General features: G+C 36.5%; 11 protein-coding genes. 6 read left to right on the top strand and 5 right to left on the bottom strand.

Annotated features, from left to right (window positions below; translation table 11 throughout):
- Positions 1 to 22: 22 nt before the first annotated feature.
- From C7D53_RS01390 to C7D53_RS01380, 3 genes are all read right to left on the bottom strand, one after another.
- On the bottom strand, positions 23 to 1573 hold the full coding sequence (locus C7D53_RS01390) for a hypothetical protein (RefSeq protein ID WP_162926051.1): 1551 nt from the start codon (positions 1571 to 1573) through the stop codon (positions 23 to 25).
- A 483-nt stretch (positions 1574 to 2056) separates the two neighbouring features.
- A complete protein-coding gene (locus C7D53_RS01385) occupies positions 2057 to 2572 on the bottom strand; it encodes a DUF6702 family protein (protein ID WP_106914618.1) in 516 nt (171 codons plus the stop codon).
- A gap of 80 nt (positions 2573 to 2652) precedes the next feature.
- Positions 2653 to 5892, bottom strand: a complete 3240-nt coding sequence (locus C7D53_RS01380; protein ID WP_106914617.1) for a S8/S53 family peptidase — start codon at positions 5890 to 5892, stop codon at positions 2653 to 2655.
- A gap of 137 nt (positions 5893 to 6029) precedes the next feature.
- Between C7D53_RS01380 and C7D53_RS01375 the strand changes: the two genes are divergently transcribed.
- From C7D53_RS01375 to C7D53_RS01365, 3 genes are all read left to right on the top strand, one after another.
- Positions 6030 to 6608 (top strand): HupE/UreJ family protein, encoded by a 579-nt coding sequence (locus C7D53_RS01375; protein WP_076354798.1) that lies wholly within the window; start codon positions 6030 to 6032, stop codon positions 6606 to 6608.
- Positions 6609 to 6675: 67 nt separating this feature from the next.
- Entirely contained in the window at positions 6676 to 9060 is a 2385-nt protein-coding gene (locus tag C7D53_RS01370) for a M1 family metallopeptidase (RefSeq protein WP_106914616.1), read from the top strand.
- Positions 9061 to 9080: 20 nt separating this feature from the next.
- Positions 9081 to 9971, top strand: a complete 891-nt coding sequence (locus C7D53_RS01365) for a hypothetical protein (RefSeq protein WP_106914615.1) — start codon at positions 9081 to 9083, stop codon at positions 9969 to 9971.
- 89 nt (positions 9972 to 10060) lie between these two features.
- On the opposite strand, the gene C7D53_RS01360 is transcribed toward C7D53_RS01365, so the two are convergent.
- Positions 10061 to 10759 (bottom strand): LytR/AlgR family response regulator transcription factor, encoded by a 699-nt coding sequence (locus C7D53_RS01360; RefSeq protein WP_106914614.1) that lies wholly within the window; start codon positions 10757 to 10759, stop codon positions 10061 to 10063.
- Positions 10759 to 11787: a sensor histidine kinase gene (locus C7D53_RS01355; protein WP_106915540.1), complete on the bottom strand. Its 1029-nt coding sequence runs from the start codon at positions 11785 to 11787 to the stop codon at positions 10759 to 10761. The genes C7D53_RS01360 and C7D53_RS01355 overlap by 1 nt, the downstream gene beginning before the upstream one ends.
- 229 nt (positions 11788 to 12016) lie before the next feature.
- On the opposite strand from C7D53_RS01355, the gene C7D53_RS01350 reads away from it, so the two are divergent.
- From C7D53_RS01350 to C7D53_RS01340, 3 genes are all read left to right on the top strand, one after another.
- The gene (locus C7D53_RS01350; RefSeq protein ID WP_106914613.1) at positions 12017 to 12709 is read left to right on the top strand and encodes a DUF2490 domain-containing protein; all 693 of its coding nucleotides are present in this window, start codon (positions 12017 to 12019) and stop codon (positions 12707 to 12709) included.
- A gap of 16 nt (positions 12710 to 12725) precedes the next feature.
- Positions 12726 to 14012 carry a CitMHS family transporter gene (locus C7D53_RS01345; protein WP_106914612.1) on the top strand — a complete coding sequence of 429 codons (1287 nt, stop codon included), beginning with the start codon at positions 12726 to 12728 and terminating at the stop codon, positions 14010 to 14012.
- Between the two features lie 90 nt (positions 14013 to 14102).
- Positions 14103 to 15323 carry a cation:dicarboxylate symporter family transporter gene (locus tag C7D53_RS01340; protein ID WP_106914611.1) on the top strand — a complete coding sequence of 407 codons (1221 nt, stop codon included), beginning with the start codon at positions 14103 to 14105 and terminating at the stop codon, positions 15321 to 15323.
- Positions 15324 to 15381: the final 58 nt, after the last annotated feature.

Here is a 15381-nt window from a genome sequence, read left to right as displayed (position 1 = left end):
TAGCCTTTTGTGAAAAATTATTTTAATCTCCAATTCTGAATACCAAAAGTTGGGTTGAAGCAGCAGCTAATGTCATTCCCGTACCAGAACAGTTACCGGATTGTCCTCTTCCCAGACGAATCGGCCACGTTCTACCCGCAGGAACAGTAGTGGAATATGTAATAGTACCACCATGATTGGATAATATTCCTGAATTATGATATGCCGTACTGTGAATTCTCTGAGTACCTGCAGCTCCGGTAGGGAAGTCAACAATATAGGAGCTATTTCTACATTTATCAGCCTCTACTGTAGTTCCGTTATCATTGTTATGAAGTGCTTCATATACAAAAGTGATCTGGTAAGTTCCGGCAGGAAATGTAATGGTGCTGGTACCTGCATTATAGGTCATTCCAGAAATTGAATTTTTCACAACAGCCATTGGAACAACTGATGAACTTCCTGCTGCTACACCATTAAGGAAATCAGCCTGGGCTACATCCAATCTGAAAAGAGCAGGATTGGGGATTGATAAAGCGCCGAGTGTACCAATGGTCTTCACTACACCACTGGCATCCAAAACCATAAGTGGATCTGTAGTGGTATTCCCAACTGTGGTCCCTTGTAAACGCAGAGGATCTGCCGCTGCCGTCACGTGTAATTGATTAGTAGGGGCATTATTTCCTACCCCTACAAGACCTTGTATAATTGCTCCGTTAGCAGGTGCGGCAGTCGTAATGTAGCTATTTCCAACAGAGGCATTCCCATTTACAGAAAGATTATTTCCGGGATTTGGAGCGGCATTAATTCCTAACTTTCCTGAACGTGTAAGGGTTAATATCTGGCTTACTGCAGTACTTGCATCGTCACTCACCGTTTGAAAATTCAAAATAGGTTCTGTGCTGTTCAAACTATAGTTAATTTTAAATAATCTTGATCCCACAGGCGCGCCTACATTTTCCAAATAGAATCCTGGTCCACTTATCCCTGCTGCTGCACCTACTCCTGTAACGGCCATTCCTGAAATAAAACTGGTTGTAATACCACTGGTAGAACCGGTTTCAACAATATGCAGCTGTTGTTTTGGTACTATGGTTCCTACTCCAATCCGCTTTGTGGCGGCATCTACTGACAATATATTCCCTCCAACCGAAAAAGCATTGGCTGAAGTTGCTGTAAAGGCTAATGTATTAGCTCCCTGGGTTACCACTCTGTTCCCGGTAAGTATTCCATCTGTATTATAAATATTAGTATCAATAGTATTACCCGGATTATGAAGCTTCACCCATACGGCACCATTATAGTAATAATAGCCAACAGCATCAATATTAACAGCATTTCCTGTTTGTGATCCATTCGCAACTCCATTTATGTAAATCATGGTAGAAGTTGGAATCCCTGTCATGCTCTGGGCTCTCAATCTATCTACACGTGCCACTAAAAGGCCATCTACTGCACTGGAAGTTCCGGTTGCATTCTTAGCGGTAACATCCAAAGTTGCTGCAGGGCTAGGAGTGTTAATACCTACCTGAGCAAAAATTACACTGCTGAAAGTAAGCAGTACCAATGTAAAGTTCTTTTTTTTCATTTTCATATTAAAGTATTTAATAGTTTGGGAAGTTTTTGATTTTGGTTGATACAACATATGCTACCTTAAGGAGTTGTTCCAATAGAAAAGCACTATGAAATCATCGCAAATATGGAGGTCATTATAGTTAGATTTACACCAACTATAAAAAAGGGTGACTGGTAAAAAGAGTAGAGAATAAATTTATTTCATGCCAGAATATAATTAATTTGGTTAGTACTACTAAAAAAAACATAAATAAATAATTAAAATAATATTAAAATAATCAGATAAAAAATAAATATTTAATGAAAATAAACAAAATATCAATATATATAAATAAAATAATTGTTAATAATTTAAATTTAACATTTTGTCGATTTCTCAACAAAACAAAATTAATCAATATCAAGTGAATTAGAGTTACATAATTCCAACTTTCTATAAATGGAATAAAAAAAGCAGAAACCGAAGTTCCTGCTTTTATAGGGTTTATATTGCCGATTAAGATTAGAAAGTTTTAAACAGATAACGATTAGGATAGGATAACTTCTCGCTTCTTCTCTCCCCATTCACAATGATATGAACAATATTAATTTGATCATCAAAGAGATTATACAGAAAACTGACTGCTGCTTCTACTTTCTTAGGATTAGCAACGGGTTCTGACTCAAGGAATACATTTACAGATTCCTGATCTTCTTCATATCCAATATAATTCACTTTCAAAAATTTATTGTCTGCTTTTAATTTAAAATATTCCTGACAATATTTTTGCAGGGACTCATTGAGTTTGGTCTTATATTTTTCATCATTAAAGTGAAAAGCTCCTCCATATTTTTTACTGAGTCCATTCTCCATATCATCCAAAAAAAAGCGGCCTGTCACTTCAAAAGTTTTGGACTTAGAATTATAATTGATCTCCACAGAGCCTACATGGTAAGGATGAACAGCTTTATTTTCTACAAAGCTTTGAAAAATCATCGTAAGGCATAAAAGAAATGAGAAAAAAACTTTATTAAGCATTCATTTATTTTGGGACAAATATAAAAAAAGCAGCAGTTATAGAAACTGCTGCCATTATTATTATTGAAGTGAATGAGGACTTACTCTTTAACTACCTTTTTAGTAATTATAGTATTATCGTTCAACATAATTGTAAACAAGTAGGTTCCTTTCACTAATTCTGAAACGTTGATTCTGTTTGAATTGGTATTAACACCCACAGTTTTAACCAGTTTTCCTGAAGCATCATAAATGGTTACTGTACCTTTAGAATGTCTTCCTAGCATAACATTTACAAAGTCTTTAGCTGGATTTGGAGTGATGTTTACTTCTGAATTCAGCTTCACTTCTGTTGTACCCAAAGTTGGACTTGTTTTCACAAAATAACCACCAAAACCTACTGACTGGAAACTCACTTCCCAATATTGATAGGTTTCATTCCATACAATATCAGTAATGTTAGGAGTAATAACTGCCGCCGGGCTTCCATATGAAGCTACAGTACCAGTTGTACTTGTTCCTGTATATTTTTCAATAGTAAGATTTGCTTTATTACCATTGTCATTGGCAGAAGTAGGTAATTTTACAACACTCGTCAAGTTATAGGCATCAAAATCTGCCTGTTTAAAATATAATGTTACTTTTCCTGTAGCTGTAGTAGCATTTGTTGCAGGATTTATTTCGTATCTTCTTGATACATAATCCGGCTGTACATTATCTACCCATACTTTTGAAGTTACATTTCCTGTTACTGTACTTGCCGTTTCTTTTTCCACTCTTGAAATTAACTGGCATGAATTTGTAAAATAATTATATCCGGCTGCTGCTGGAGCTGTTTTAGTTTGATTAGCTGTAGCCAGATTTTTCACTTCAGCTACATCTTCATAGACAGTAGCTCTCATTTTAAGGTCAAAAGTTCTTGTAATCCAGCTTGTACCATCTGTTGATGTTTTGCTGCGTCCGCTTACTGCGGTAGATTCATTTTTAATGGCTACTCTTCCTGCAAGACCGTTGATTACAATATAGAAATCTTTCCCAGTCACCATTTGAACATTTAAACTGGACAAATCAACATAGTTCCAGGTGAATCTTTGCACATCATTAATCCAAGAAGAAACTGTTTTTGTAGCAATAATATCTCCAGGATCCCCATTGGCATTTACTTTTCTTATTTGAATATCTACAGCCAAATCAGCAGGAATTGCACCGGATCCGGATGTAAATGAAAAGCCTCCCAATTTACCCGTTAAAGTTGGAGTGTATCGAACAGCAAGTGCCATATTATCAAAGTTACTGGCTGCACTATTGCTTTCTGTATTGGCAATAATATAAGGCTCATCATAGGTAACAACCTCAAAGTTAGATTTTACACATCCTAATTCATCCGTAACTGCTTTATAGATGTCTAATTTTCCGTATCCCCATCTTGTATTAGGAATATTTCCTGTTGCCCCATCTTTTCTTGCATTGGAAGTAAGACGCGCCTTAACCTGTGCTGCAGTTAGTGTAGGATTCGCCTGAAGCAATAGTCCCACCGCTCCGGCAACTCCAGGAGAAGACATACTGGTTCCCTGATTTTTTACATAATAATTGGTATTGGCAATAATATCCGTAGCTGCCGGTGCAGAATTACCGGATCTTGAAGAAATTACAACCTGTCCAGAACCTGTGATATCCGGTTTCTGAAAATTATCAACTCTTGGTCCTTGCGCACTAAATGGAGAGATTGATTCTTGTGGAGTAGTATACAAATATCCTCCCGCAGGCGCATACCAACTTGCTCTCCCCATATAAGAAGCTACCGTAATTGCACTGGACGCATTCCCAGGGGTTCCTACAATATACTCGTTATCACCATTCTGTAAAGTAACCCCTACATTTGTCCCCTGACTGTAAAGCCAGCCGTGGGTAGTGATGGTTTGTGTTCCATTATTTGTAATTTCCAGCGTATAGTTCCCTTGGCAGTTGGCGGTAGATCCGGCAACTCTGTTGATTACTAGCTGAACATAGCGTTTGTTATTATCTGTTCCCCAATAATTGTACATAGCAGCAGTAAATCCTCCTCCTAATATACTGTGGGTAGTATTTGTACTTATATTCTGTACATATTGCTGACCATCGGGAGCCGTTAATTTGGCGGTAACAGCCGTATCATTATTAGCATACATGATAAAGCTAAATACTGAAGCTGCTGAAGTATTACTTCCTGCTGTAAAAACGTAGGATTGTGCACCACTTGGCTCTATATCAACTTTTCTATGAAGGTTGGCACCATAATCATTTCCTGCAGAGATAACAACTACTCTTCCCGGTCCTGAAGACGTAAAATTGTTAACGGCAACTTCATGAGATGATGTACCATCATGCGCACTTGCCTGTCCTCCAATACTCATATTTACAACAATCGGTTTATTTAGGGCTGTTGCTACATTTTGGAAATAAGTCAGTGCATTAATTGTATTGGTTACAGGAAAAGATCCATTTCCCCCTTTTACAAAAACTATATCTGCATCAGTTGAAAACCCTTTATGTCTCTTATCTGCAAAAGCAGCACCATTTCCTGCTGCGGTACCTGCCACGTGAGTTCCGTGTCCATTGGTATCATTTTCACGAACAAACCCTGGAGGAGTACCATCTAATTCATCTTCAATCTGGGCTCTTGTATACTCTACCCCTGTTGAAAATCCGGTAGGAGAAACCTCAGCACCCTGTGCGGTTAAAGTCTGATCCCAGATGGAAACAATTCTACTTTTTGTCTGGTCGTCTGCCTTTCTAAAATCCGGATGTTTCCAGTCGATTCCTGTATCATAAACACCTACCAAAACACCAGTCCCATTGTAAGCCGTATTATTAAAGGCTCCGGACTGTAAAAGGCTGGCTCCGGACTGAGCTCTACTCACATCATTATGCAGCTCATCAAATGTAGGAGCCATCACAGATGTTACATATGGCAGATTCATCAGTCTTTCAATATCCTGAACAGTAACCAAAGCTGTAGAAAAAGTTGGTAACTGGCTTTGAACTAAAAATCCATCAGATTTTAGTTTTTCAGGATCTTTAGTATAAATAATACACGAGTACATTGTTTGTGCCCCTTTTGAAGTCACTACCAAATGTTGATCCAGCTTCATATCAGTGGTTTCCAAACCTTTTATGGCTTTTCCATTTGCCAGATTCTCTTTATTCTTTAACAAAATATCAAATCGAGAATCCAATTTTTGTACTTGTCCGTAAAAACCATAGGAATATAACCCTAAAAAAGCAACTGTAGCATTCTTGAGAAGCTTCGCTCCACCATAGGAAATGCTTACTTTTGTAAAAAATAATTTCTTTAAATTCATGTTGTTTTTTTTAACAATACAATAATACAAATTTTATTTAATTGTTTATTCAATAAAATATTAACAAATATTGTAATCCAAAAATCATCAATTTAAAGATTTTAACATAATAAACAAAACTAACAATCTATTACTAAATGCAGGACTTTCTATTTTATTTAAACCTTGGATGGGAACATATTATTTCTCTGGATGCCTTAGATCATCAGCTTTTTGTACTGGCGCTCATTGCTGTTTATTCTTACAGTGACTGGAAAAAAATTCTAATTCTTGTAACAGCGTTCACCATTGGGCATTCCATTACTTTAGCTCTAAGTATTCTGGATGTTTTCAGGGTTCCGTCTGATTGGGTTGAATTTTTAATTCCGCTTACTATTGTTCTGACTTCTCTGGATAATATCATCATGAAAAATCAAAAACAGACTTTAATGCGGGCTAATTATTACCTTGCTCTCATCTTTGGGCTTGTTCACGGGATGGGTTTTGCCAATACGGCAAGGGTTATGATTGCAAAAAGCCAAAGTATAGCAATTCCGTTGCTGGGTTTCAATATTGGATTGGAACTTGGGCAAATCGTTATTGTTTTTGCTATTCTGGTGGTTTTGTTTATTCTTCTCAATATTTTTAAGGTCAATAAAAAGGATTGGATCCTCTTTGTTTCATCCGGTGTATTTGCTTTATCCTTAAAAATGGCATTGGAAAGAATTCCTTTCTAAACGTGAAATATTTTCATTTTTTCAACAGCTTATTACTATCTTTGATAAATATTAAATCTTTTCGGTTATGAAACTAAAAGTTGCTATACTTTCACTTTCTGTATTCTCATATACAGGTTTCACCGCACAAAATATTCAGAATAACCCGGGCAGCAACCATGGAAACAGGTTTGAGCAGCTGGGAACTATTCTTCCAACACCCAATATTTACAGAACAGCTTCTGGTGCACCCGGCCATGGATACTGGCAAAACAGGGCTGATTACAACATTACAGCTTACCTTGATGAGGACAAAAGAAATCTGAAAGGTTCAGAAACGGTTACTTATTATAATAATTCTCCGGATGAACTGGATTATATTTGGCTTCAGCTTGATGAAAATGAACATTCAAGTATAAGAAATGCCGGATATGATACCTCCACAAAGCTCCCGGCTTCCACTAATGATACCCAATTGAAGGTAACGGAACTTCCTGTAAAGGATAATGGCTATGGGGTAAGTCTTGAAAAAGTAACGGATGCTTCGGGAACTCCATTACGATATACGGTTAACAAAACCATGATGCGTATTGATCTTCCCAAGGCTTTAAAAAAGGGAGAAAAATTCGTCTTTAAGGTAGACTGGAACTACAATATATCCAACAGAATGAAGATGGGCGGCCGTGGTGGTTATGAAAACTTCCCTGAAGACGGTAACGATCTTTACACGATGGCACAATGGTACCCAAGAATGTGTGTTTACAGTGACTTTCAAGGCTGGCAAAATCATCAGTTTACCGGAAGAGGTGAATTTGCGTTGGTTTTCGGAGATTTTAAAGTTTCTATGAATGTACCGGCAGATCATATTGTAGGCGGAACAGGAGAGTGTAAAAACTATGATCAGGTATTAACTTCTGATCAGCTTTCAAGATACAGAAAAGCTGAAAACGCTTCTGAACCTATCGAAATTGTAACATTGGATGAGGCCAAAAAAGCTGAGAAAAATCATTCAAAACAAAGAAAAACCTGGGTTTTTGAGGCGAAAGATGTAAGAGATTTTGCATGGACCTCTTCCAGAAAATTTGTTTGGGACGGTATGCGTGTAACAATCCCTGAAAACAACAATAAGGTAATGGCTATGAGCTTCTATCCAAAAGAATCTTACGGTCTTTACAGAAAGTTTTCCACAAAGGCAGTTGCCCATACCATTAAAACATATTCGGAATTTACAATTCCTTATCCATACCCCGTTGCCCAATCTGTAGAAGCTGCCAGCGGAATGGAATATCCTATGATCTGCTTCAACTTCGGAAGAACTGAAAAAGATGGCACCTATTCTGAAGGAACTAAAAATGGAATGATAGGAGTAGTGATCCACGAAGTAGGACACAACTTCTTCCCTATGATCATCAACTCAGATGAGAGACAATGGGCCTGGATGGATGAAGGGTTAAATACATTCACAGAATATCTTACAGAGGAAAAATGGGACAACAAGTTCCCATCCAAAAGAGGTCCGGCCTGGACAATTGTGGATTATATGAAGCTTCCGAAAGATCAACTGGAACCCATCATGAGTAATTCTGAAAATATTATTCAATATGGTCCAAATGCATATTCAAAACCTGCCACAGGATTGAATATTCTTCGTGAAACCATTATGGGAAGAGAACTTTTTGATAAAGCTTTCAAAACCTATGCAAAAAGATGGGCGTTCAAACATCCTGAACCTGCAGATCTTTTCCGCACGTTGGAGGATGCGAGTGGTGAGGACCTTGACTGGTTCTGGAGAGGATGGTTCTATGGAACAGATCCTGTAGATATTGCCATTGATAAGGTAACGGTAGCAACTCCCAATTTGGAAACCAATCCAAAGGCTGTTGAAGAAATAAAATATCAGGCTGAAAAGCCGCTAGTGAGCAGTTTTGAAGATATTTCAAAAATCAGAAATAGAGAGGACAAGAATATTAAGTTCTATGTAGACGCAGATAAAGATGCTCAGGATTTCTATTATCGATATGACAGAGGTCAGGAAAAGCCAAGTACAAAAGAATACACTGCTAAAACAGATGCTACTCTGCCTTTGGATGCTAAGGATAAGGAGAAATTCAAAAACATTACAGCTTATCAGATTGACTTTGTGAATAAAGGCGGACTGGTAATGCCTATTATCCTTGAATTCACATTTGAAGATGGGACAAAATTGTATGATAAGTCATCTGCACAGATCTGGAGATTGAATGAACACAAGGTTTCCAAGACTTATTATTTTGATAAAAAACTAAAATCGATTCAGCTTGATCCAATGAGAGAAACAGCCGATATTGATACCAATAATAATCTTTGGAGCAATAATGGTTCCGGTACAGAAACTTCAAAATTCCAACTCTTTAAACAAAAACAGGAAGGGGCTCCTGTGAGAGGAAGCTCAAATGGAAAAGTAAATCCAATGCAGGCTGCAGGAAAAAGCTAATACAATCATTAACAATAACCATGAAAAAACTTACTATCTTATTACTGTCCTTTGTGACAGCCTCTACCCTATGTGCCCAATCTCTGCAGTTTTATACCGGCAAAAGAGATTTTCTACCGATTGAAATCCTTATGGAAGACGGTAGTACAAAGAAAGGAGTAGCTCAGGATTTTTTGCTGCCTGATGTTGCAACTTTCCAGTTTATAGGAGGAAATAGTGAGAAAAGTGCCCATTTAGACAGGAAAGAAGTTAAGTTCAAATCCTCAAAAGAAGATAAAAACATACAACTGATTCCCATATCTGAAATCAAAAGTCTTATGTATACCAACGAGGACACCCATGAAGTATTTCAACTGGATAAAAGAATTGTAAAGGAAATCAATAACGACTTGAAAATGGAATCTGAAGGAAGAGTATTGATGCTTCCTTTGATGGAGAAAGGCCCCATTAACCTTTATGGGTACAGAAGTATGATGTGCAAAGCAAACTATGGAAATAACTTTGCTTCAGGATTTGACGGAAATGAAGACAGCTGCCAGTTAATGTATGTTATGATTTACCTCAGCAAACCTGGTGAGACAGTTGCCGTTGCCCCGGTAGATTACAGCTCATTAAGTCCTTTGGCATTATTCAATATGAAAACGCTCTATAAAAAGTTTTATACCGCTTATGAAATTGTAGGTGCCGACTGTCCTGAGTTTCTGAAAAAAGTAGATGAAGCCAGAAAGAATGATTATTTTTCCAATAAAACCTTTAAGGAAAATAAAAAAGAATCTGATGTGGAAAGAAAGGCAATGGTAAAGGGCAAAAAAGGAGCCGAAGCTGCAAGAATCAATATGCATTACAAAACTGAGTTATATACGAAAATGTACAAAAAACTCCTTGACGATTATAAGCAGTCATGTCCTTAAACTATATTACAAAAGCTCACTGATACGGTGAGCTTTTTATTTTTCAATAAGATTATCTACAAAAAAAGTTAAACTTTGCTTTTCAACTTTTATCCAAAATATTCTTTCAGTTGTTTTTTATAGGTTCTTCCCAGTGGAAGCTGCTCCCCGCCTTTCAGGTAAATGGTATTAGCATCATAGGAACTGATATGTGAAAAGAGAACAATATATGATTTGTGAATTCTGATAAATCCCAGATTTTGAAAATTTTCTTCGAAATTAGACATCCTTTCCAGAATCATATATTTTTTCAAATGGGTGATCAAAATAATATATTCTCCAAAACCTTGTATCCATTTTATATCCTGTAGCAGGACTTTATTCATGATATAATTAGACTTAAACATAATAAAATCTTCCTGCTTTTTATCTTCGGCAGACTTCTTAAATTGTAAAAAATCTTTTGCTTTATAGACCGCCCTTTTAAAGGTTTCAAAATCTACGGGCTTCACCAGATAATGTACAACATCCAATTCAAATGCCTTTACTGCATATTGAGTTTCTAACGTAAGAAATATACATAGAGGTTTATACGGTAGTTTTAAAAGAAGATCAATCCCATTAATATAAGGCATATTAATATCCAGAATAACAAGGTCTACCCTATTCTTCTGTAAATATTGAAGGGCTTCTTCCGGATTCTGAAATATCTCCAGCAAATCCACATCCTCTATCTGATCACAATAATGTCGGATAAGCTCTAATGCTGGGTATTCATCATCTACTCCTACGATGGTAAGGTTTGCCATTATAATTTAATTTTTAACATAGTCTCGTATGTATTATTTTCAATTTCTTCAGATATAAAAGTAAACCTTTCGGGATAATATTTTTCCAAAATACTGATAACCGCTTCATTCCCGAGTCCATTATCATTAAAGTTGCCGATAAGATTACGGTTCCTGGCAACAGAATTTTTTATTTCAAATACAAGTTCCTGATTCTGTATTTTATAATACACCTTGATAAAACTATTGTCCTCTATTCCCACCGCCGAATGCTTCAGAGCATTTTCAAATAAGGTAAGGCAGATAGACGGAGGAACCTCAATAATTTCCAGCGTTTCCTCATCTTCTATTCTAAAATTGATATCCAGCAAATTATTATACTTCAACTGATAAAGGCCTATCAGAGATTTAATGGAAGAAAACTCCTGCATAAGTGTAATTTTCTCTTTATTGGTATCATAAATAACATATTGCAACAATCTGCTTAGTTGCAAAATAGATTCAGAAGTATTCTCGGACGGGTTAAAACTTTTAGAATAAATATTATTAAGAGTGTTCAGTAAAAAATGAGGATTCAGCTTTGATTTCAACAGGTTCAGATACAGCTGATCTTTTTCCTCACCCAATTCTTTAAAGTCCTGCTCAATTAAAAATTTATCTTTCGTGATTCCTAAAAATGATGCCACAAGTATCACAATTCCTTGCGCAGTGTATACATTATAAAGAAATTTTGTATTGGAAAGAGTTTCATTAAACTTCATATGAAATACCGCAGGCTCCAGCAAAATCCTGAAAAGACTTGAAACCAAAAAACAAATAAAGGCATACAAAATAAACTCAGGATACTTATTGGAAAGATAAAACCTGGGGACAAGATAAAAATAGACCAGATAGTAAATTCCCACATTGAAAATTATAACAAATAATACAGACCAAATGAGTTCGGGGACATCCAAAAAGTAATTTTCGGTGAAAAAAGTGATGATAAAAAAGAATAAAAAGAATAAAGCATGCTGAAATTTCAGCAAAAACCCCCAATGATATTCCATCAGTCTTTTTAAAATCTTACCATTAAGTAAAACCCTAAAAACCAATAATATAAATACAATATTTATAATAAAAAACATCTAAAATATCCAATTTTCAATCTTTCAAATATAACACCTTTTTCTCCCCAAATTGCAGTTCACTGATAAAAACTGCCATTGATTGAAAAATAAATCCACGGCTACATCTTATAAATATATTTGGAAAAGCAGGATATTAATTCAGTATTACATGAAAATTAAATTATCATTAATCATCTTTCTCTTACTCGGGTTCAGCCAGTTCATCTATGCTCAAAGTAGAGACAATTATAATATGTGGTTCCAGTACCTTATGTCTGCAAAACTGACAGACAAAAGTACATTAACAGCCCTTTCTCAATACCGATCTTTCGATCTGGCCTATGACACGAGACTCTTTCTTGTTTCCGCTTATGTAGATTATGAAGTAGCCAATGACGTAAGGCCTGCTTTAGGAATGATGTTCCTTATTCTGGACTCGTACAAATCTGATAATTCCAAAAAAGAAAGGTATGAAAAAAGGCCTTTCCAACAGGTAAGCCTGGGAGGCAATATAGGAAGAACCTCTATCTCACACCGCTTCCGTGTAGAAGAACGGTTTATCAGTAATCCCGATGAGTTTATCGTAAGACTCCGCTACCTTATCTCTCTAAGAATTCCATTCAATAGAGCCGGTGAAAAAGAAAAATTCTATGGCATTCTAAAAAATGAAATCAGAATGAATGCCAGCAAAGAAGAGACTTTTGACAGCAATCGTTTAACAGCGGGTATAGGAATAAAAACAGGAAAAAACTCAGCCATTGAAGTGGCTTTTATCAACCAGCTGGAAACCGGATCTACCAGTAACTATGCCTACGTAGGTTTCCGAAACAATTTTGACTGGAGAAAAAATAAAAATAAATAACTAAAAAATACCCCTTATGCTTACACTCCTTGGATTTTTGATGATCATCATTTTTATGGTGCTTATCATGAATAAAAAAATGACACCCCTCACCGCCTTAGTTATTATTCCCGTGGCAATCGCATTTTTAGCCGGTTTTGGGCCTCAATTGGGAGAAATGATGAAGAACGGGGTAAAGGAAATAGCCCTCACGGGTGTTATGCTCATTTTTGCCATCCTTTATTTCAGCTTAATGATAGATACCGGGCTTTTTGAACCGTTAGTCAATCTTATTTTAAAAGCCGTTGGAGACAACCCAATCAAGACAACTATTGGAACAGCCATTCTTACCACACTGGTTTCTTTGGATGGTGATGGTTCTTCTACTTACATTATTGTAGTTGCCGCTATGCTTCCACTATATAAAAAACAAGGAATGAACCCTCTTACCCTAACCTGCATCATTATGCTGGCGGGCGGAATTATGAATATTTTACCTTGGGGCGGTCCCACTGCAAGAGTGATGAGCTCTTTGAAGCTAGGGCATACGGAAATTTTTGTTCCTATGATTCCTATTATGGCTTTAGGCATTATCTGGGTGATATTTGTGGCCTATATTCTGGGAAACAAAGAAAAAAAACGCATCGCAAAATATGGAAAATACACCAAATACAGCGCTGGTGATATTGCCGGAGAATCTGACCCGAAGCTTCTCCGTCCAAAACTAATCTGGGTGAATCTGATTTTAACCCTTGTTCTATTAACAGTGATGATCTTAGATATTGTTCCATTGGGTATCGCTTTTATGATTGCCTTTTGTATTGCTTCTGTTATCAATTATCCTAAACTTAAAGATCAGCAGAAAATTATTTCAAAACACGCTGGGAATGCATTGTCTGTAGCAGGAATGATTTTTGGAGCAGGGATTTTTACAGGGATTTTAAATGGAACCGGTATTATGCAGGCCATGGGTAATAGCATGATCGATATTGTTCCTAAAAGCTGGGGCGGTTACCTGAATATTATTACAGCAATCTTCAGTGTTCCTTTGACTTTTTTCCTCACAAATGATGCTTATTATTTCGGGATACTACCTATTATTGAGGCAACAGGACATCAGCTGGATATTGCTCCGGAAATATTAGGAAGAGCAAGTCTTGTAGGACAGGCTTCCCATTTATTAAGCCCATTGGTTCCTTCCACCTATCTGTTGGTATCATTAGCTGGAGTAGAATATTCAGATCACTTGAAATATACATTGAAGTGGGCCATCGGATCTTCCATTATCATGCTGATTGGAGCCTTGCTTCTTGGAACCATATGATCATAATTTGATGAATAATTGTTATCTTCAACTTCATAAATAATAATTAAACTTAAAAATTAGTTTTGTAAAGACAGCCTATTTTTCCAGATGAATCCGTTACAATCTCAAAAAACATTCACCGGCAGATATCTCAAAAACCTCACCTTGTATGTATTTACAGCAATGATGGGCGGAGTATTGGCTGGGCACTACGCTCCCGAGCAAAGCATTAAGCTGGGAGTGGTAAGCCGGTATTTTTTTATGATTCTGGAAACCCTGATTCTTCCTGTTATCTTTATGGCAGTCATGTATGGAATCAGCCAATTGTCTGAAATCAAAAATGCAAGAAATGTGATAGGACAAACCATTTTATATTTTTTGATCCTGAGTTCGGCAGCCATTATGATAGGTTTTATTTTTGGGTTAATGATGCAGCCCGGCGCTGATACAGGAATTGATATCACCAGAATCAATACTTCTCTTCCCAAAACATTTGAAATCAAAGACGGTAGTTTATCTACTCTTTTATATCTCAACAGGCATGGTATTTTTCTTCTTCTCTCTATTTTGATGGGAATTGCCATGAACCTTACGCCCCAAAAAGCAAAGTTCCTGAACATATTGGATCGTGGAGGAAATATCTTCTACACGGTTATTAAGTATCTTTATATTATCCTGCCACTTATTATTTTCTGCAACATCGCATATGGTGTCGCTGTATATGGTATCAATACCCTTTTACCTTTGAGTAAGGTGGTTGCCACAGTATATATTGCAGATATTGTATTCATTTTTGGGGTTCTGGGGCTTGTTTCTTACCTGTTTAAATTTAATCTCTGGAAATTCTTACTGGATATCAAGGAAGAAATTATTCTGGTTGTGAGTACATCTTCCTCTAAAACAGCTTTTCCTTTAATTTTTGAGAAAATGGAATCTCAGGGATACAGCAGAAAAATCTTAAGATTTATTATTCCTTTGGGATATAATTTCAATTTAGCAGGAGCCTGTATCTACCTTTCCGTCACTTGTTGCTTTCTCGTCCAGTTTTATAATATTTCATTGAATATTTATGATTATCTATGGCTGTTTATTATTATTTCCATTACTTCAAAAACAGCCTCCGGAGTGCCTGGTTCAGGATTTCTGGCCCTTATTTTTACATTGAACAGATTCGGAAAAATTCCGTTGACGGATATTGCTCTTCTTTACAGTGTAGATCGCTTTATGAATGAAGCCAGATCCGTCACCAATTTTATAGGAATTGCAGTTTCAGGCGCCATTATTTCAAAGATCAATCAACAGCAGAAAAACAAATCACTTTCTGCTTAGTGCTATTTTTTTATGAACTCCTTGTATCCCATCATGTAACTTTTTAAATATCAGTACA

The organism is Chryseobacterium aurantiacum (assembly GCF_003020585.1).
Lineage (GTDB): Bacteria > Bacteroidota > Bacteroidia > Flavobacteriales > Weeksellaceae > Chryseobacterium > Chryseobacterium aurantiacum.
This window is presented reverse-complemented; position numbering and strand designations above follow the sequence as displayed.